This window comes from Mesorhizobium sp. WSM4307, from assembly GCF_007003945.1.
GTDB lineage: Bacteria > Pseudomonadota > Alphaproteobacteria > Rhizobiales > Rhizobiaceae > Mesorhizobium.
This window is the reverse complement of the sequence record NZ_VFTB01000002.1, coordinates 341,521-359,636: the sequence shown is the minus strand read 5'-3', so window position 1 is coordinate 359,636 and position 18,116 is coordinate 341,521. Positions and strand designations below refer to the sequence as shown.

At 62.0% G+C, this 18,116-nt stretch carries 15 protein-coding genes; 6 read left to right on the top strand and 9 right to left on the bottom strand.

From position 1 onward, the window contains the following. Positions 1 to 43 precede the first annotated feature (43 nt). Together tdh and FJV83_RS05370 are read right to left on the bottom strand one after the other, a co-directional pair. Positions 44 to 1,078 (bottom strand): L-threonine 3-dehydrogenase, encoded by a 1,035-nt coding sequence (gene tdh / locus FJV83_RS05375; RefSeq protein WP_142884791.1) that lies wholly within the window; start codon positions 1,076 to 1,078, stop codon positions 44 to 46. Between the two features lie 52 nt (positions 1,079 to 1,130). Further along, positions 1,131 to 2,318 (bottom strand): glycine C-acetyltransferase, encoded by a 1,188-nt coding sequence (locus tag FJV83_RS05370; protein ID WP_095770510.1) that lies wholly within the window; start codon positions 2,316 to 2,318, stop codon positions 1,131 to 1,133. A gap of 308 nt (positions 2,319 to 2,626) precedes the next feature. On the opposite strand from FJV83_RS05370, the gene FJV83_RS05365 reads away from it, so the two are divergent. Further along, entirely contained in the window at positions 2,627 to 4,696 is a 2,070-nt protein-coding gene (locus FJV83_RS05365) for an EAL domain-containing protein (protein WP_142884792.1), read from the top strand. A 68-nt stretch (positions 4,697 to 4,764) separates the two neighbouring features. Next, a complete protein-coding gene (locus FJV83_RS05360; protein ID WP_142884793.1) occupies positions 4,765 to 5,505 on the top strand; it encodes a polysaccharide deacetylase family protein in 741 nt (246 codons plus the stop codon). 18 nt (positions 5,506 to 5,523) lie between these two features. On the opposite strand, the gene FJV83_RS05355 is transcribed toward FJV83_RS05360, so the two are convergent. Then, positions 5,524 to 5,952: a MarR family winged helix-turn-helix transcriptional regulator gene (locus FJV83_RS05355; RefSeq protein ID WP_095770513.1), complete on the bottom strand. Its 429-nt coding sequence runs from the start codon at positions 5,950 to 5,952 to the stop codon at positions 5,524 to 5,526. A gap of 115 nt (positions 5,953 to 6,067) precedes the next feature. On the opposite strand from FJV83_RS05355, the gene FJV83_RS05350 reads away from it, so the two are divergent. Further along, positions 6,068 to 6,475: a hypothetical protein gene (locus FJV83_RS05350; protein WP_142884794.1), complete on the top strand. Its 408-nt coding sequence runs from the start codon at positions 6,068 to 6,070 to the stop codon at positions 6,473 to 6,475. Between the two features lie 159 nt (positions 6,476 to 6,634). On the opposite strand, the gene FJV83_RS05345 is transcribed toward FJV83_RS05350, so the two are convergent. Continuing rightward, a complete protein-coding gene (locus tag FJV83_RS05345; RefSeq protein ID WP_142884795.1) occupies positions 6,635 to 8,680 on the bottom strand; it encodes an NADH:flavin oxidoreductase in 2,046 nt (681 codons plus the stop codon). Positions 8,681 to 8,815: 135 nt separating this feature from the next. On the opposite strand from FJV83_RS05345, the gene queF reads away from it, so the two are divergent. Next, positions 8,816 to 9,277 (top strand): preQ(1) synthase, encoded by a 462-nt coding sequence (gene queF, locus FJV83_RS05340; RefSeq protein ID WP_142884796.1) that lies wholly within the window; start codon positions 8,816 to 8,818, stop codon positions 9,275 to 9,277. A 5-nt stretch (positions 9,278 to 9,282) separates the two neighbouring features. Here queF and FJV83_RS05335 read toward each other — a convergent pair whose 3' ends face one another. Continuing rightward, positions 9,283 to 9,867 (bottom strand): hypothetical protein, encoded by a 585-nt coding sequence (locus FJV83_RS05335; RefSeq protein WP_142884797.1) that lies wholly within the window; start codon positions 9,865 to 9,867, stop codon positions 9,283 to 9,285. Positions 9,868 to 9,912: 45 nt separating this feature from the next. Between FJV83_RS05335 and FJV83_RS05330 the strand changes: the two genes are divergently transcribed. Then, a complete protein-coding gene (locus FJV83_RS05330) occupies positions 9,913 to 11,772 on the top strand; it encodes a class I SAM-dependent methyltransferase (protein WP_142884798.1) in 1,860 nt (619 codons plus the stop codon). Between the two features lie 217 nt (positions 11,773 to 11,989). On the opposite strand, the gene FJV83_RS05325 is transcribed toward FJV83_RS05330, so the two are convergent. The 4 genes from FJV83_RS05325 to FJV83_RS05310 form a co-directional block, all read right to left on the bottom strand. Then, a complete protein-coding gene (locus FJV83_RS05325; RefSeq protein WP_185973287.1) occupies positions 11,990 to 12,973 on the bottom strand; it encodes a right-handed parallel beta-helix repeat-containing protein in 984 nt (327 codons plus the stop codon). A 294-nt stretch (positions 12,974 to 13,267) separates the two neighbouring features. Further along, positions 13,268 to 13,747 (bottom strand): DUF3828 domain-containing protein, encoded by a 480-nt coding sequence (locus tag FJV83_RS05320; protein WP_142884799.1) that lies wholly within the window; start codon positions 13,745 to 13,747, stop codon positions 13,268 to 13,270. 97 nt (positions 13,748 to 13,844) lie between these two features. Continuing rightward, positions 13,845 to 15,494 (bottom strand): ABC transporter substrate-binding protein, encoded by a 1,650-nt coding sequence (locus FJV83_RS05315; protein WP_142884800.1) that lies wholly within the window; start codon positions 15,492 to 15,494, stop codon positions 13,845 to 13,847. 44 nt (positions 15,495 to 15,538) lie between these two features. Further along, the gene (locus FJV83_RS05310) at positions 15,539 to 17,089 is read right to left on the bottom strand and encodes a trimethylamine methyltransferase family protein (protein ID WP_095770520.1); all 1,551 of its coding nucleotides are present in this window, start codon (positions 17,087 to 17,089) and stop codon (positions 15,539 to 15,541) included. 88 nt (positions 17,090 to 17,177) lie between these two features. Between FJV83_RS05310 and FJV83_RS05305 the strand changes: the two genes are divergently transcribed. Further along, the gene (locus tag FJV83_RS05305; RefSeq protein WP_095788381.1) at positions 17,178 to 18,080 is read left to right on the top strand and encodes a LysR substrate-binding domain-containing protein; all 903 of its coding nucleotides are present in this window, start codon (positions 17,178 to 17,180) and stop codon (positions 18,078 to 18,080) included. Positions 18,081 to 18,116 lie beyond the last annotated feature (36 nt).

Below are 18,116 nucleotides of genomic sequence, written 5' to 3'. Positions count from 1 at the left end.
TGACGGGACAGCGAAGGAACTCGACGTCTCTAATCGATACGTCTCACCAGTCCATCACCACCTTGCCCGAACTGCCGCTCCGCATCGCATCGAAACCCGTCTGGAAATCGTCAATGCCGATGCGGTGGGTGATCAGGCCAGTCACGTCGAGCGGCCCCTGGACCAGCGCGATCATCTTGTACCAGGTCTCGAACATTTCGCGGCCATAGATGCCTTTGAGATGCAACATCTTGAAGATGACCTTGTTCCAGTCGATCTCGAAGCCGGTCGGCGCGATTCCGAGAATGGCGATCTTGCCGCCATTGTTCATGGTGTCGATCATGTCGCGGAAGGCCGGGGCGGCGCCCGACATTTCCAGGCCGACATCAAAGCCCTCGGTCATGCCGAGCGCCGGCATGACGTCGCGCAGCTTTTCCTTCGAGGCGTCGACTACATGCTGGACGCCGAGCTTTTCCGCCAGCGCCAGCCGTACCGGGTTGATGTCGGTGATGACCACTTTTCGCGCGCCCACGCATTGGGCGACGAGCGCGCCCATGATGCCGATCGGCCCCGCGCCGGTGACCAGCACGTCCTCGCCGACAAGATCGAAGGACAGTGCCGTATGCACCGCATTGCCCAGAGGGTCGAAGATCGCCGCGATCTCGTCCGGCACGTCGTCGGGGATCGGCACGACATTGTGCTGCGGGATCGCCAGATATTCGCCGAAGGCGCCGGGACGATTGACGCCGACGCCGAGCGTGTTGCGGCACAGATGCCCTCGCCCCGCGCGGCAGTTGCGGCAGTGGCCGCAGACGATGTGGCCCTCGCCCGAGACGCGCTGGCCGACCTTGTATTCGGTGACCGCGGCGCCGAAATCCGCCACCGTGCCGACAAACTCATGGCCGGTCACCATCGGCACCGGCACTGTCTTCTGTGCCCACTGGTCCCAATTGTAGATATGCACGTCGGTGCCGCAGATCGCCGTCTTCTTCACTTTGATCAGCACGTCGTTGGGGCCGATCTCCGGCACCGGCACCTCTTCCATCCAGATGCCTGGTTCGGCCTTGGCCTTTACCAGCGCCTTCATCATGTTCGACATTCTTTTGTCCCTTGAATCTCTTGATCCGGAATCGCTTTTCGGCGCTGGCCGCTCACGAAATCACGCCCAGCTCCCTGCCGACCGCGCCGAAGGCCTCGACCGCCCTGTCGATATCGGCACTGGAATGCGCCGCCGACATCTGCGTGCGGATACGCGCCTGGCCCTTCGGCACCACCGGGAAGGAAAAGCCGATGACATAGATGCCGCGCTTCAGCATGCGCGCCGCCATCTCCTGCGCCAGCGTCGCATCGCCCAGCATCACCGGAATGATAGGATGGTCGGCCCCGGCGAGCGTGAAGCCGAGTTTGCCCATCTGCGACCTGAACCGCGCCGCATTGGCATAGAGGCGCTCGCGCAAGGCGTCGCCATTGCGGATCAGCTCGAACACCTTGATCGAGGCGCCGGCGATCGCCGGCATCAGCGTGTTGGAGAACAGATAGGGTCGCGAGCGCTGGCGCAGCCAGTCGACCACTTGCCTCTTGCCCGAGGTGTAGCCGCCCGAAGCGCCGCCGAGCGCCTTGCCCAGCGTGCCGGTGATGATGTCCACCCTGCCCTCGACGCCGCAATGCTCGGCCGAGCCGCGGCCTTGTCTGCCGACGAAGCCGACAGCATGGCTGTCGTCGACCATGACCATCGCATCGTATTTGTCGGCGAGGTCGCAGACGCCCTTCAGGTTGGCGATGATGCCGTCCATCGAAAACACGCCATCGGTGGCGATCAGCCTGAAGCGGCAATCCCTGGCTTCCTTCAGCCGCGCCTCGAGATCGGCCATGTCGTTGTTGGCATAACGGAAACGCTTGGCCTTCGACAGCCGGACGCCATCGATGATCGAGGCATGGTTCAGCGCATCCGAGATGATCGCGTCTTCCTCGCCAAGCAGCGTCTCGAACAAGCCACCATTGGCGTCGAAGCAGGAGCCATAGAGGATGGTGTCTTCCAGGCCAAGGAAGGATGAGATCGTCGCTTCGAGCTCCTTGTGTTCCTCCTGCGTGCCGCAGATGAAGCGCACCGACGCCATACCGTAGCCATAGCGATCCAGAGCCTGCGCGGCCGCCTTTCGCAGATCGGCGCTATCGGCGAGGCCGAGATAGTTGTTGGCGCAGAAGTTCAGCACTTTCTCGCCGCCGACCTCGATCTGGGCCGACTGCATCGAGGATATCACCCGCTCGGACTTGTAGAGGCCGGCCGATTTGAGCCCGGCAAGCTCGCTGTCGATATGGGAGAGAAATGCTGCGGTCATGATCGGGCCTCGTTTGACGTGGCCAGACTGTCGTCCGGCCCGCGCAAAAAATCCATCGCAAAAGCGACCGGATGGGGTGGCCGGGCAGCATCGGATGAGACGCACGGGTGCAGCCCAGGCCACCAGTTGGGAACACTCGCGCCAACCAATGTTCAAATGCGGGCCGGCGGCGAAAGGAGCCGATAACCATTTCGCGATCTTTCCGCATCTTCCCCTTGCCGTCAGGCTGTCGGTTTCCAGTCCTGTTAACGTTTGCGGCTCAATGGTGGTCATACAGGAATCCGTTGGCAAAAGGGCCGCCCCCGAACATGTCGCAGCAGCCGGTGCAAACCGTTTCAGGCAAGCTCATATTGCTGATCAAGGCCGGCTATTGGCTGGCGCTGCTGATCATTGCGGCCATGGTGGCGGCGTCCTTCGTCTTGCTGCAGCAGACGATGGCCACGCAGCAGCACAACAACACCTTGCTCGACATTGTCGGCACGCAGAAGACCTTGTCGCAGCGCATCGTCTTCCTGGCCGGTGCAACCGGTGCCGCCTCGCGCGACAAGCGGCCGGCATTGGTCAGCGCACTGAAGCAGGCCACCGCCGAGTTCGAGACCAATTACGATCTGCTGCTCGAGCAGACCGGTGCGGATCCGCAATCGCCGGCCAAGTTCGATGCGAAGTCGATCGAGAGCGTGCTTTTCGCCAAACCCTTCCATCTCGATTATTTCTCGGTCGGGCTGATCGCCAATGGCGACCGCCTGATCTCAGCCCTTGAATCGCAACTCAATCTCGACAATGACGGCTACAAAGGCAGCGCAGAACGCGTCAACCTCGATGCCTCGGTCGCCAACGCCACCTTGTCGGGCTATGCCGCGCTCGGACAGCGCATCAGCGCCGATGCCGACGAGCGCTCCGAAAAGCTGCTCGCGCTCCACCGCACATTGTTCTACGCCACCCTCGGCGTCATCCTGCTGGTGGCGCTGTTCATCTTCAGGCCGATGTCCAACACGATCCTGCGCAAGACGCGTGAACTGGTCGATGCGCGCAATTCGATGGCCTTCATCGCGGTCCATGACGGCCTGACCGGCCTGCACAACCGCACCTTCCTGACCGATCATTTCGACACGCTGATCAAGGGCGCGCACCGCCGGCGCGAACGGCTGGCGGTGGTCCAGCTCGACCTCGACCGCTTCAAGCAGATCAACGATACGCTCGGCCACGCCGCCGGCGACTATGTCCTGGTCGTCACAGCCCAGCGCATGCGCGATTCCTGCCGGGCGTCGGATCTGTGCGCGCGGCTCGGTGGTGACGAATTCGTGATGATCCTCAACGGAGCGGGCAGCACCGAGGACATCAACATGCTGGCGCGGCGCATCCTGGCGCATATCAACGAACCGATCGTCTTCCAGGGCACCACCATCCTTCCGGGCGCCAGCGGCGGCATCGCCGTCTATCCGATCGACGCCGACAACGCGCAGGACCTGCTCGTCCATGCCGATCTGGCGCTATACTCCGCCAAGAAAATGGGCGGCGGCAACTTCTCGTTCTTCTCGGAGGAGTTGCGCCGCGAGCTCGACTACCGCAAGCAGCTCGAACACGACATCAAGGTCGCCATCTCCGAGCGGGCATTCCAGGTTTATTTCCAGCCGCAGGTTTCCTTGACCGACGGCACGATCAGCGGCATCGAGGCCCTGGTGCGATGGAACCATCACGAGCGCGGCATGATCTCGCCGGGCGAATTCATTCCGGTCGCCGAGAAATGCGGCTTCATGCCGGAGATCGGCCGCATCGTCATCAGCAAGGCGATCAACGAAGCCGCCGAATGGAACCGCGCCGGGATTGCCTTCGGACGGCTTGCCGTCAATGTCTCGGGCACCGAGCTGCGCGAGCACGATTTCGATGCGTTTCTGTTCGAGACGCTGGAAAAGGCCGGACTGCCGCCGCAGAAACTGTCGCTGGAAATCGTCGAATCCGTCATTCTCGACGATGAGAAGACAGGCATCGCGGCGAAACTGCGTCACATCAGGGCAGCCGGGGTCCACCTGGAACTCGATGATTTCGGCACCGGCTATGCGTCGCTCAGCCACGTCAATCCCAATGAGATCGACCGGCTCAAGATCGATCGCCGCTTCGTCCAGAACATCCATGAGAACGGCGACAACTCGAAGATCGTGCGCGCCATCACCGAGCTTGCCCGGGGGCTGGGCATCTCCATCGTCGCCGAGGGTGCTGAAACCGAGGCCGAACTCGACTCGCTGATGGCGATCGGCTGCGACCAGGTACAGGGCTATTCCATCGCCTTTCCGATGCCGCAGGACAAGGCGCTGGAATGGCTGACCGCCCGCATGCCGAAGAAGGCGAAACTGCGGGTCTTGCAGGGCAGCCTGGCGTAACTGCCCGCCTTGACAACCAGCCGCCGAAATGGCGGCCTGCGGCAAGTGCAACCGGATCGCTGGAGCTTATGACATTCTTTCAGTTTGTCCTGGCGGCCATTCTGATGTCCGCGCTGCCGGCCCATGGGGCGGACCGCATCATCTATCTCACCTTCGACGACGGCCCGCTGAACGGCACCAGCAACATCCTCGACGTGCTGCAGGCACAGCAGGTTCCGGCAACACTGTTCATGGTCGGCATGCATGCCGAGGCCAGTGCGTCCACCAAGGCGCTGGTGCGGCGCGCCAAGGCGATGCCGCTGGTGACGATCGGCAACCACAGCTACAGCCACGCCTATAATCACTACCGGCACTTCTATGGCGATACGGAAGGGGTCGTTGCAGACATGCTCATGGCGAATGCCGTGCTGGGCCTGAAGCCTGCGGTGCATGCACGACTGCCGGGGCGCGATGTGTTCCGGCTGCCCTCTATGTCAAAGGACGACAACTCGCTCGGACCCGCGCAAGCCGGCCGCGAGGACCCCGACTACGAGTTCGTCGCCGCTTCCGGCTTCTATCTGTATGGCTGGGATCATGAATGGGTGCACAAGGACAACGGCGAGCCGGTGCAGAGCGTCGATCATCTGGTCAGCGAGATCGATCATCTGTTCGGCTATGGCCACTTCGACAAGCCCGGCAGGCTGATCCTCTTGATGCATGACGAGATGTTCCAGGACGGCTTTGACGGCAAGACGAAGCTTACCGACCTGGTCACCGCGCTGAAGCTGCGCCATTACGCCTTCGGAGCGATCCCGAATTATGACAACTGAGCCGATGGTTCGGTATTCCTAGCTTTCGACATTGTCGCGTAGCGCCGCCAGTACCTGCGCAAACTCCGCCAGGCGCTCGTCGGGCAGCCCTGTGCGAAGCCGCCTGTCGAAGGCAAGCGCGGCCTGCCGCAACGTCTCGAACAGCGCTTCTCCCGCTTCCGTCAGTTCGACCAGATGGACCCGGCGGTTGACGGGATCGCGGCGGCGCGTCAGCAGGCCCTGCGCTTCCATCGCATTGAGGTGGTGGGTCAGCGTCGCCCCCTGGATGCCGATCATGCCGGCAAGTTCGCGCTGATTGGCGAGCGCGCTCGACTTGACCGACAGCAGCGTGAGCCAGACCGGCAAGGTGCCGCCCGCTTCGACCAAAGCGGCGTCGAAGGCCTGGGCGACAAGTTTTGCGGTGCGGCCAAGGTTCATGCCGATTGGCGGGCGTTCAAAGGGCGTCATTGCCGGACACTAGACGGTGTTTTTCCCAGATGGAACTGACTCCCGCTTTATACATTGACATCTAACTGTTAGATATCTAATTGTTAGATATCCTGCAGATGGGAAGAGAGCCGTCATGCAATATGTCTACATCGTCGTCATCGGTCTTCACGTCATGGCAGGGGTGTTCTGGGCCGGCACCACCATCACGCTTGCCCGCGATCCAGAGATCAAGGCGGAACGCTTCATCCAGCCGCAGATGGGCGCGGCCGGCATGGTTTTCCTGACCGGGGCGCTGCTGTGGTATTTCTTCCATGGCGCCTATTTCGGCTCGATGGAAATGGTGCTTGGGCTGGGTATCCTGGCCGCTTTCGCCGCCGCCGGCGTGCTCGGCGCCATGGTCAGGGCGCCCAGCCGGCGGCTTGCCGGCGCCAATGCGGAAATCGAAACGCAATTGCGGGCCAGAATGGCCCTGGGCGAACGGATCGCTGCGTGGCTGCTGGTGGTCACGGTGCTGTGCATGGCGATCGCCAGGATGGTCTGAGCACCGTCCGCGCCAAAAAGCTCCGAGATCGCACGTTGCCCGGCGATGAGCCAGTGACGTGCGGGCGCGCGGCCAGGCCGGCCTACATGGGCTCTCGTATGCAGGTCCGACCGCGCGCCACCAACACCACAAATTGCGCCAGCCCGAGCGGGCCTTGCATCAGAACCGCAAGCCGAACCTGATGCCGTCATAGATGGCGGCGTGAATGTTACGCGAAGCGACCGCATCGCCGATGCGCAACAGCACGAAGCCTGCTTCGGGGTTGCGTGCCGGGAAAATGTCGCCGCCGGCGACCAGACGTTCATAGTCGATCGCGCCGCCATTCTTCGAAAGCGGCTTCAGGCTGAGGTAAAGATCGTCGAGCGGCGCCGTGCCATGCTCGACCACCACCTGGTCGACCCTACGTTCCCCGCGCCAGCCGTCGGCAAAGTCCGAAGCGAGTTCGGCGACCAGTTGGTTGCCCTCGCGCCGCACCGAGCGCAGGCGCGTGTTGATGGTGATGGTGACGCCTTTCACCTGGAAAGCGCGCATATACGGCACGTGGTTCATGCCGCCCATTTCGGGGGCGAAGAAACGCTCCGGCGAGACCAGCTCCAGCATCGCACCGCTGTTGGCGATCAACTCGGCCGCCCCCATGCCCTGATGGCCGCCATTGTCGTCAAAGAGCAGAACGTTTTCGGCCGGCTTGACGCTGCCGGCCATGATGTCCCAGCTCGACGTGACGAGATTGTCGCCGCTCGTCAACGGCGGGTTCTGCGGCAGGCCGCCGGTGGCGACGACCACAACATCGGGCGCCAGTGCCAGAACATCGTCCTTTTCCGCCCAGGTGTCGTAGCGGATCTCGACGCCGAGCCGATCGAGTTCGGCCAGCCGCCAGTCGATGATGCCGATCAGCTCCTTGCGGCGCGGATTCTGCGTTGCCAGACGGACCTGGCCACCCGCTTGCGAGGATGCCTCCAGGATCGTGACCTGGTGGCCGCGCTCGGCTGCGACACGCGCCGCCTCCAGTCCGCCGGCCCCAGCACCGACGACGACGACTTTCCGCTTCGGCCCTTCGGTCTTGACGATGATGTGCGGAATCTCGGCCTCGCGGCCGGTCGCCGCGTTGTGAACGCAGAGCGCCTCGCCGCCTTCATAGATGCGATCCAGACAATAGGTGGCGCCGACACAGGGGCGGATCTCGTGCTCGCGGCCTTCCATCACCTTCCTGATGATGTGCGGATCGGCAATATGCGCACGGGTCATGCCGACCATGTCGAGCTTGCCGGTGGCGATCGCATGGCGCGCGGTGGCGACATCGGAGATGCGCGCCGCATGAAAGGTCGGGAACTTTGTCGCCGCCCTCACCTCGCCGGCAAAATCGAGATGCGGCGAAGACCGCATGCCGGTCACCGGAATAACCTTGGTCAATGCCGCGTCGCTCTCGATCGAACCGCGGATGATGTTGAGGAAATCGACCTTGCCGGAGCCGGCCAGCCGCCTGGCGATCTCGACGCCTTCCTCCTTCGACAGGCCTTGCGGAAAATCCTCGTCGGCGACCATGCGGATGCCGACGACGAACTTTTCGCCGACCGCCGCGCGCACCGCATCCAGCACCATGTTGGTGAAGCGCAGGCGATTGTCGAGCGAGCCGCCATACTCGTCATCGCGATGATTGGTGGCCGGCGACCAGAAGCCATCCATCAAATGGCCGTAAGCCTCGAACTCGATGCCGTCGAGGCCGGCGGCCTGACAGCGCTGCGCGGCCGACGCATAGTCGGCAACGATGCGTTCGATATCCCAGTCCTCGATGGTTTTTGGGAAAGCGCGGTGCGCCGGCTCGCGCACCGGCGAAGCCGAGAGCACCGGCAGCCAGTCGGCCTTGTTCCAGCCGGTTCGGCGGCCAAGATGGGTGATCTGGATCATCACCTTGCAGTCATGCTCGTGGCAGGCCTCGGCGAGTTCGGCCAGCCACGGCACGATGCGGTCATCATACACATGCAGATTGCCGAAGGCGGCCGGGCTGTCGCGCGAGACTATCGCCGAGCCGGCGGTCATGGTCAGCGCCATGCCACCCCTGGCCTTCTCGGCATGGTAGAGCCGATAGCGCTGTTTCGGCATACCGTCTTCGGAATAGGCCGGCTCGTGGCTGGTCGACATCACCCGGTTCTTCAGCGTCAAATGCTTGAGCTGGTAGGGCTGAAGAAGCGGGTCGTTGCTGGTCATCGTCTTCCTGCGGTTTCAAATTGCGCTGGAGCAGGTGCTGCAGCATTCCTAATTTAAGCATCGGATTCGTCTGAAAACCGCTGCGCACGTTTCGGTCCAATGCTAATGAGCGGCAAATTCGAAGGAACCCCGCCCATGATCGATACCAAAACCCTTACCCAGCTCGGCGCGCACGTCGAGACGCCACAGAGCCCCGAAGCAGCGGTCCTGGAAACCGTGCCGTTTTCGCACGGCGACGGCCCGCCGGCGATCGTGCGCTTCACCTGCCCGGAGTTCACCTCGCTGTGCCCGGTGACCGGCCAGCCGGATTTCGCCCATATCGTCATCGACTACGCACCCGATGCGGCTTTGGTGGAATCGAAGTCGCTGAAGCTGTTCATGACCTCGTTTCGCAACCACGGTGCCTTCCATGAGGATTGTACCGTCATGATCGGCCGCCGCATCGTGGCAGCAACCAAGCCGCTGTGGTTGCGCATAGGCGGCTATTGGTATCCGCGCGGCGGCATTCCGATCGACGTTTTCTGGCAGACCGGCACTCCACCTGAAGGCGCCTGGCTGCCGGACACGGGCGTCGCCCCCTATCGCGGGCGCGGCTGAGCCCCTCATTCGCACTGATATTGGCTGAGCGCCCATTCGCCGGTCACCGACAGAAGATCGGAAATCTTCCAGTCACCGGCTACCTTCTTGAGCTTCCATTCGAGACGGTGCTGGTGACCTTCGACAACGAACGCGACGACCACCTTGGCCTCGTCGTCGTTGACGGCCTCGACCGTACGCAGACTCCGGTCGACGGCGAGCTTGTCGTAGTCGGCGTTGTCGAGTGCCATGTTGGGGTCGAGGCATTCGCCCTCACCCGAAGCGCGCAGCGCGTCACTCTTGTCGAGCACGGTTTTCGCTGGATCGATGAAGTTCTTGCGTTGGGCTGGATCGAGTTCCAGCCCGGGATGTTCGTAAAAGGGCTTCACCACTGCCGTCGGCGATCCCTGCAGAACGGGCGCCGCCGGCGGCAGCTCGACCGGCTTTTCCTGCGGCGCCGGCGTTGCGGCAGGAGGCGTAGCGTTGCTGTCTGGAGGCTGGCCGCCGGCGGACGGCGCGTTCGGCGGCGGTGAGCCGAACAGACCTTGAGCTGCGGCGGCGCAGGACCCTGTCAAAACGCACACGATCACCAGGGCCATAAGACGGGCCATCGCATCACTCCAGGCTTCGAACGGTCATGCGTTCAGGCCGGCGGAATGTCCAGCCTTTGGTCGTCGAAACCTAGTCACAAGGATGCAGAATTTGAGGAAGCCAACAAGCACTTCGAGGCGAACGGTTCGCGCGGCTGCCCGCGCCAACCGTTCAAGAACAATCATTTCAGCGGAACCATCGGCGGATCATCGGCAACACAAACGACGCCAAAGCCTGCCGGCACCGAGAGACTTACGGCCATGTCTGGCTGGCGGGTTTGCGTATATTGTGCCAGTACCCTTGCAGGTTCCGTCAACAAGGAAGACCGTCTCTTGAACTATCTAGACGCCTTGGGGCTAACCCATGAAACGCTTCGGCCGGCCAACTATTGCGAGATCGGCTGCAGACTGGGCTATAGCCTGGCTCTGTCAAGAGTTCCGGCCATAGGCATCGATCCCGACTACGAGATCAAGGTCGCGTTGACCGCCCCCACGCGGTTGTTCAACACCACCAGCGACAGTTTCTTCGCACGCGACGACGTGGCGCAAATTCTCGGGGCACCCATCGACTTGGCGTTCATCGACGGGTTGCATCTTGTCGAATTCGCACTGCGCGATTTCATGAATCTGGAGAAGCATGCCAGCCCAGACAGCGTCATTGTCATTGATGACCTGCTGCCGCAGCACATGGATTACGCGTCACGGCAACGCAATACAACGATCTGGACTGGTGATGTCTATCGCCTGATACCTATTCTTCGCCACTACCGACCCGATCTGGACATTCGGGTTTATGATGTCGACATGAAGGGTTTCGGCCTGGTGACCCGGCTCGATCCGTCGTCGGACGTGCTTACCGCCAACTATGGCGCCATCGAAGCCGAGATACTGGCTGGGAAGTGGTCATTTCCAACCGTCGCAGCCATCCGCGACCACATGCAACCACGCGCCACGGATCTGTTGGCTAACGATCTTGGGATCATCGCGGCACAGCGCGCGACCAAGGCTTCGATGCAATCGGACCGGCGCGTGGTGCCAGCATTGTCGCAGCGCAGGCCGCGCCTCTCGGTCATCATCTGTGCCTACGAGATGGCGCGCGAGGCACCCCGCACGATCCTGTCCGCGACCGCTCCCTATCAGAAGGGACTGAGGTCGGATGAATACGAAGTCATCGTCGTCGACAACGGCTCAAGCACGCCGCTCACATACGAAAATCTGCCACCAAATGCGCAAATCGTAAGAGCACCAGACCCCAGGCAATCCCCGGTGTTTGCTCTGAATTGGGCTGCGCGCGAAATCGCCAAGGGGGAGATTTTGTTGTTTGCCATCGATGGTGCCCGCATATTCTCCGAACGACTGATCGATGAGAGTGTAAAAGCTCATGGCAGGATGGAGGATGCCTTTGTGTTCTCGCTGTCCTGGCACATTGGTCCCAAGGTGCAGATGCAGTCGGTGCCGGAAGGATATGGGGCGGAGATCGAAGATGGATTGATCCGTGCCGTGCGCTGGCCCGACGAGTCGGACGGGCTGTTCGGGATTTCGGTATTTGCCGGCTCCTCAAGCAGTGGTTTCTTCGGCGGCATCACGGAAAGCAATTCTTTCTCGATAAGCCGCACATTGTTCGACCGACATGGCGGCTTCGACGAACGTTTCACGTCCCCAGGCGGCGGCTTGGCAAATCTCGAGATATTTCGTCGCTACGTGACGCGCCCTGACGCGCGCAATGTCTGCCTGCTCAGCGAGGGGACGTTTCACCAGGTCCATGATTCCGTGGCGACCTCGGGCAAAAACAGGTGGGAGGCTTTTGCCAGCGAATACGAGGCAATCTTTGGCGGTCCCTATCTCAGGCCTTCATATCATTGCTTTTATCAGGGAAAGCCGCGCGCCGGCATGGTTCCATTTTTCCTGCAATCGCTTCAGGGTTGATTGCCTGTCGCCGGCGAAACGCGATCGATCGGGTTTCAAGATGTTGCTTGCGGCCAGGCAGCCTGAAGGCTGCCAGCGCGGCGCCATGCAACACCGACACCGCGTGGCTGGCTGAAGTACGCCCAAAGTCCGTGGAAAGCTTGGTCTTCAGGTCTTACTGCATTCCACCGGACAGCGAGCACGGCCCGGTGGAATGGTGTGTCATGCAACAGAGCGCTTATTGCAGCGGTGCGCCTCCAGGTCCAGGGAATGCCGTCAGCGGCGTGCCATCCGAGACATTTCCGGAAATCATGTTGTTCTTGAAAGACTGCACCACACCCGATCCGCTAGAGCCGACACCGGTCACGTTGGCGAACACGGTCGATCCGCCAAGAGTGACGATCGAACTGCCGGCGCCGCTGGCAGCCGCACCATTGGCATTCACGCCCACGCCGGCATTGGACGACACCGTCGTATTTGTTACCGTGGCGCGGACCTGGGAGGCTGCGGCAACCGTCTTCACGGTCACGCCGTTGCCGCCGTTCCCGCTGACCAGGCTCGCTGTCAACGCCATATTTATGGGCAGGGTGTCACCCGTGCCATCGACGGTGATGCCGGCGCCGTTGTTTGTGACCTCCGTTCGCGTGAACGCAGCATTTATCCCAACGGCGCCAGTCGTCTTGATCAGGATGCCATTGGTGGCTGCCTCGGATATCCGGGTATTGCTGATATAGATTTCGGCAGGTCCGTTCGGCGCGACTTCCACGCCCTGGCCGGTGACCCGCTGGATGATCGAATCCTCGATATGCAGTTGGCCCTGACCAAGAAAGCGTACGCCATTTAGGCCCGTGCCCACGCCATCGATATCCAGCCCCCTGAGATGCACAACGCTTCCAGCCAGGGCGTTGACGATGACACCATTGACTCCGGCGGAGAGAACCCCGCCTTCCGTATAGACACAGTCAATCGTAATCGACTTGGTGATTGTCACCGTACCGAAACCACCCGGATCGAGGCAGTTGATCTCCCCGCTGACAGCCGTCTTCGAGATCGCGCCGGCAAAGGTCTTGCAAGGCGCCGTGCGGCTGCACGGATTGGCGTCGTCGCCGACGCCGGAAACCCAGGTCCGGGTCGCTTGAGCGGAAGCCGGCGTGGCGATCACCGCCATCGCCAAAGCGAGAAACAGCGAAGATAATAGGCAGCCTAGAATTTTCATGATCATTCCCCCTAAATGGAACAAGAGATTCGTTCGCAACCAAGCGGAGGAAGTCTAGCGCTTCGCCTTGTCAAAAGCAACGTGACGTCAAAACCGGATCGCTGATTTGAATTTCTCGTGCGCGTGGCGATCCGCCAAGCTACGCAACCGCCATCATGCCATTGTTACATCGCCTTCACACTACATTCGAAGTGCTTGGCGTTCCACGAAATTTGGAAAGCTTCGCGCGTCGGGGATGCCGAGTGGTGACACGAAACCGTCGATTCAACACCCCGGCCGGAACGTCCAAGACCATGGCAATCACTCCGGATCTTGGCCCGCCATGCATTCGAGCTGGCTCAGCGTCCAGTCGCTGGTCTTCGAAGCAATGTCCGATACCTTCCACTTGCCGTCGACCTTCTGCAATGACCAGTGCATTTCGCGTTGCGAATCGTCACCGTCCGAAAACAGCTTGAAGCTTGCCACCACTTGTGCCGTGTCGCCATCCACCGTCTCGGACAATTTCAGGGTCTTGGAGACCGTCTTCTGATCGAAATCCTGCGCATCAAGACCGGGGTCGAAGTCGATGCAGGCGACCTGGTCGGGATTCTTCTTGGTCGCCTGGTCATTGAGATCGAACAGTTTCGTCACCGGCACGGTGAAGCGATCCCGGTATTGTGCATCGGCCTCGAATTTGACCGCCGGAACATAGAAGAACTTCACGGCGTCCGACGCCGGTCCGGCGAAGGCGGCCGCGGGTAAGGCTATCGCGAGGGCGGCAAGGAGCACTGTCCGTCTCATGCAGAATCTCCGGCTTTTGATGGCTTGACGCAATCAACACCACGCATCCTGCATACCGGGTTTTTTGCCGCTCATGAAGCCCCTGCCCGGCCTCCTTTCAGCCGTCGAGCCAGACGTTCTGGAGGTCCATCTCGAAGGTCTGGTGGACGCCGTAGTTCTTCACCTTCTTGCTGGTGTGACTGTAGAGCTTCTGCCAGAACGGCTGGATGATGACTCCGGAGTCCTGCAGGATCTGCTCGACATCCTTCATCACTTCCTTGCGCTTGGCGACGTCGATCAGCGAGAGCGCCTGTTTGAGCTTGGCGTCGAAATCGGGATTGGAATAGGCCGACTCATTCCACGCCTCGCCGCTGCGATAACCCAGCGCCAGCACCTGAACGCCGAGCGGACGCATGTACCAGATGGTCATCGAATAAGGATATTTCGTCCAGTCGTTCCAGAAGGTCGACCCCGGCAGCACCGTGCGCTTCACCTTGATGCCGGCATCGCGCAATTGACCGGCGATCGCGTCGCCGGTGTTCTTCTGCCAATCGTCCTCGATGGTGATCAGTTCGTGCTCGAAGTCGGCCTGACCGGCTTCCGCCATCAGTTTCTTGGCACCGGCGGCGTCACGCTGCTTTTTTGGCAGGGGATAATATTCCGGATGGATCGGGCTGACATGATGGTTCTCGCCGACCGTGCCGCGCCCGGCATAGCCGAGCTGCAAGACGGCATTGTTGTCGACGGCCATCTGCAGAGCGTTGCGCACCCGCTTGTCGTCATAGGGCTTGTGCGTGATGTTGGTGCGGGCAACTAGTGTCGTTGCCGTCGCAACCTCGGATTTCTGCAGGCCCATCTTGTCGAGAATGTCGATGAAATCGGCCGGGCTCTCGAAATTGAGGTCGATCTCGCCGGAATCGAAAGCGTTCACCGTGGCATTGAAGTCGGTGCCGTAGTCGACGAATTCGACGCCGTCGAGAGGCGCCTCGCCACCCCACCATTTGCCGTTCTCGCGGCGCTTCACCACCGCCTTCTGGCCGACATCGTAAGAGACGAGTTCGAACGGACCCGTGCCGATCGGCTTCTTGACCGGATCGGCGCCGTCGGCATCGAAGTTGCGGTGGACGACGAGCGCGGGATAATCGGTGAAGTTCGGGATCAGCGAAATGTCGGGTTCGCTAAGCTTCAGCTTGACGGTGTGGTCGTCGACCTTGGTGATCGCGCCGTCCCTCGCCTTGCCGGTTTTTGCGTCGATCAGCGCGCCGACGCGTGCGGCCATCGAATTGCCGGCGACGCCTTTCTCGCACCAGCGCGCCAGATTGTGGGCGACGTCATCGGCATTGAAGGCATCGCCATTGTTCCAGGTGATGTCCTTGCGCACATGCAGGACATATTCGGTGGCGTCGTCGTTGATATCCCAGCTTTCGAGCAGCACCGGCTCGAAGGTGAATTGCCTGGTGTAGCGCACCAGCGGCTCCAGCCAGCTGCGCGAAATGTTGGCCAGTTCCACCCAGTCGTAGGTGCGCGGGTCCTTCTGCGCCTTGACCGACATCGAGACGCGCAGCGTGCCGCCCTTCTTCGGCTCCTCAGCCTGGGCCTGTCGCGGCGCGGCAAGACCGATCATGCCATAGGCGAGAGCCGTCGACGCACCGAAGGCGCTTGCCAGCGCCAGGAACTCACGCCGGTCCATGCGGCCGGCACGCGCCTCCTGCGCCATGGCCTCGATAGCGCTGGGGACGCGATCGCCATTGCTTGTGAAAAGTGTCATTTTCTTCCTCCCTTATGGTTCCCGTCGGGTCTTCGCCCTTTGCGTCAACTCACCGTATCCGGCAGCTTCTCCTCGCGCCGCGCGATCAAATCCCTGAGACCCTCGGCAATGCCCTCGTCGAGCTTCGGCTCCTCGTAATCGGCGAGCATGTTGCGCGCCTTCTCGCGGCCGCGCGTGTCGTGGTCCTTCGCCCCTTCGGCATTCCATTGTTCGTAGGAGTTGAAGTCCATGATCGAGGGCATGAAGAAGGCGGACTCGAAATGTTCGAGCGTGTGCTGGGTGCCGAGGAAATGGCCTTGCGGTCCGACCTCGCGGATCGCCGCCATGGCCTCCTTGAAATCGTCGAAGGACACCCCCCCGGCGTATTTGTACCAGCCGACGAGCTGCTCGCAGTCCGTCGCGAATTTCGAATAGCCGCAAGTCAGGCCGGCTTCCAGCCAGCCGGCGGAATGCCAGATGTAGTTGGCGCCGGACAGGATGGCGGCATGCATGAGCATGTTCGATTCGTAACCCGCCTGAGCGTCGTTCAGCTTCGAGCCGACATGGAATCCCGAGGTGCGCCACGGCAGCCGGTATTTCCGCGCCAGCGCGCCCATCAGATACATCATCTGGGCGGCCTCCGGGGTGCCGCCCATCGGCGCGCCGGTCTTCATGTCGACCGTGACCATGAACTGGCCGTAGATTTGCGGCGAGCCTGGGCGGATGAGCTGGGTCAGCGCCACGCCGGCAAGCGCCTCGGCGTTGACCTGCGCCACCGCGCCGACGGCAGAAGCCGAGGTCGAAGCGCCGCACAGCGCGAAAGGCGCCAGGATCAGCGGCTGGTTGTGGCTCGCGTAGACCCGCATGGCGTCGATCATGGTGGCGTCCCATACCAGCGGCGAATTGCAGTTGGTGATCGCCACCAGCACAGGGTTGTCGCGTACGAACGCCTCGCCGAAGACGATGCCGGCCATCGCCATCGTGTCCTCGGCGCGCTCCTTCGACGTCACGATGCCCATGAACGGCTTGTCGGAATGCTTCAGCGCCGAGTGGATGATGTGCAGATGCCGTTTCGGCACCGCGATTTCCATCGGCTCGCAGATGACCGAGCTCGAGGAATGCAGCGCCGGCGCCATGTAGGCCATTTTGTGGAAATTGTTGAGGTCGGCGAGCGTGCCATAGCGCCTGACATTATCGAGGTCGCGGACGTAGGGCGCGCCATACATCGGCACGAAAATCGAGTTCTTGCCGCCGACGCGCACGGTGCGCTCGGGGTTGCGTGCATTGAGCGTGAATTCCGACGGAACCTTCGAGACGAGCTCCATCAGCAGCGCGCGGTCGATGCGGACACGCGTCTCCCTGACATCGGCGCCGGCCGCCTTCCAGAGCTCGATCGCGCCGTCGTCGCGGAATTCGCAGCCCACCTCCTCGAGGATCTTCAGCGATTCCTCGTGGATCAGTTCCACCGCCTCGTCAGGCACGATCTCATAGACGGGGATGTTGCGCACCAAGGTCGGAAAGGAAGCGATCGGCGCGCTTCTGAGCGCCTTGCGGCCAACACGGCCACCGCCGCGGCGGTGGGTCTGTTCGGTCAATTCGACGGCCGGTACGTTCATGGAGCCTCCTTCTTCCGGCCACCACGTTAGCGACCCGAAATATGGCTGTGACGCTGGAAAATCCTGATCTTCTGTATAAGCTGTGCTTATGCGAAGCCTGCGCCACCTCTTGCCCTCCGCCGGCAGCCTGATCGTCTTCGAGGCGGCCGGCCGGCTGTCGAGCTTCACCGCCGCCGGGCGCGAGCTCGGCATGACGCAGGCCGCCGTTTCCTACGCGGTGCGGGGGCTGGAAGAGCAGCTCGGCGCCAAGCTGTTCCAGCGCCGCCACCGGCAGGTCAGCCTGACCGAAGCCGGCGAACGCTTCCACGCCGATGTCTCGCTGGGGCTGTCGCATATCCGCAAGTCGGCCGAGGATCTGCGCCTGCAGGCGACCGGCGGCCACGTGACGCTCGCCGCATCGACCGCCTTCGGCTCGTTCTGGATGATGCCGCGCCTGCAGCAGTTCCGTGACGAATTGCCGGGCATCGATCTGCGCATCCAGACCGCCGACCGCGACCTCGACATCATCGCCGAAGGCATCCCGCTCGCCGTGCGTGGCGGCGAGCCCCGGGACTGGCCGGACTACCACTCGTTGCCGCTTGCCGATGAGGAGATCTTCCCCGTCGCCGGAACCAGCTACCTGGCCAAGTTCGGCATGCCGAAGACCGTCGGGGAATTGGCCAAGCACCGTCTCATCCATCTGGAGGAGCCGTATCGCGAGGCGGCCAGTTGGGACGAATGGTTCCAGTCGGCCGGCGGCAGCCTCGGCGACGCCGCGCGCGGCCTGCGCATCAATGATTATGGCCTGGTCATCCAGGGCGTGATGGAGGGGCAAGGCATCGCGCTCGGCTGGCGGCACCTTGCCGAGCGGCTGCTGGCGACGGGACTGCTGGTGCAGGTGACGGACCACGTGCTCAAGACCGGCAAGGCGTTCTACGTCGTGTGGCCGAAGAACCGGGAGCTCAGCGACAATGTCCGCAAGGTAAGGGACTGGCTGGCGGCGCAGGCATAAAGCCGTTTCACCGTTCCACCGCAGTTCGCCCTCGCC

Excerpts from the sequence above, each read along its gene's own strand:
- FJV83_RS05345 (WP_142884795.1), bottom strand. The coding sequence starts at position 8,680 with ATGACCAGCAACGACCCGCTTCTTCAGCCCTACCAGCTCAAGCATTTG.
- FJV83_RS05325 (WP_185973287.1), bottom strand. The coding sequence starts at position 12,973 with ATGATCATGAAAATTCTAGGCTGCCTATTATCTTCGCTGTTTCTCGCT.
- FJV83_RS05310 (WP_095770520.1), bottom strand. The coding sequence starts at position 17,089 with ATGAACGTACCGGCCGTCGAATTGACCGAACAGACCCACCGCCGCGGC.
- FJV83_RS05350 (WP_142884794.1), top strand. The coding sequence starts at position 6,068 with ATGCAATATGTCTACATCGTCGTCATCGGTCTTCACGTCATGGCAGGG.
- tdh (WP_142884791.1), bottom strand. The coding sequence starts at position 1,078 with ATGTCGAACATGATGAAGGCGCTGGTAAAGGCCAAGGCCGAACCAGGC.
- FJV83_RS05365 (WP_142884792.1), top strand. The coding sequence starts at position 2,627 with ATGTCGCAGCAGCCGGTGCAAACCGTTTCAGGCAAGCTCATATTGCTG.
- FJV83_RS05355 (WP_095770513.1), bottom strand. The coding sequence starts at position 5,952 with ATGACGCCCTTTGAACGCCCGCCAATCGGCATGAACCTTGGCCGCACC.
- FJV83_RS05320 (WP_142884799.1), bottom strand. The coding sequence starts at position 13,747 with ATGAGACGGACAGTGCTCCTTGCCGCCCTCGCGATAGCCTTACCCGCG.
- FJV83_RS05360 (WP_142884793.1), top strand. The coding sequence starts at position 4,765 with ATGACATTCTTTCAGTTTGTCCTGGCGGCCATTCTGATGTCCGCGCTG.
- FJV83_RS05330 (WP_142884798.1), top strand. The coding sequence starts at position 9,913 with ATGTCCAGCCTTTGGTCGTCGAAACCTAGTCACAAGGATGCAGAATTT.
- FJV83_RS05315 (WP_142884800.1), bottom strand. The coding sequence starts at position 15,494 with ATGACACTTTTCACAAGCAATGGCGATCGCGTCCCCAGCGCTATCGAG.
- FJV83_RS05370 (WP_095770510.1), bottom strand. The coding sequence starts at position 2,318 with ATGACCGCAGCATTTCTCTCCCATATCGACAGCGAGCTTGCCGGGCTC.
- queF (WP_142884796.1), top strand. The coding sequence starts at position 8,816 with ATGATCGATACCAAAACCCTTACCCAGCTCGGCGCGCACGTCGAGACG.
- FJV83_RS05305 (WP_095788381.1), top strand. The coding sequence starts at position 17,178 with ATGCGAAGCCTGCGCCACCTCTTGCCCTCCGCCGGCAGCCTGATCGTC.
- FJV83_RS05335 (WP_142884797.1), bottom strand. The coding sequence starts at position 9,867 with ATGGCCCGTCTTATGGCCCTGGTGATCGTGTGCGTTTTGACAGGGTCC.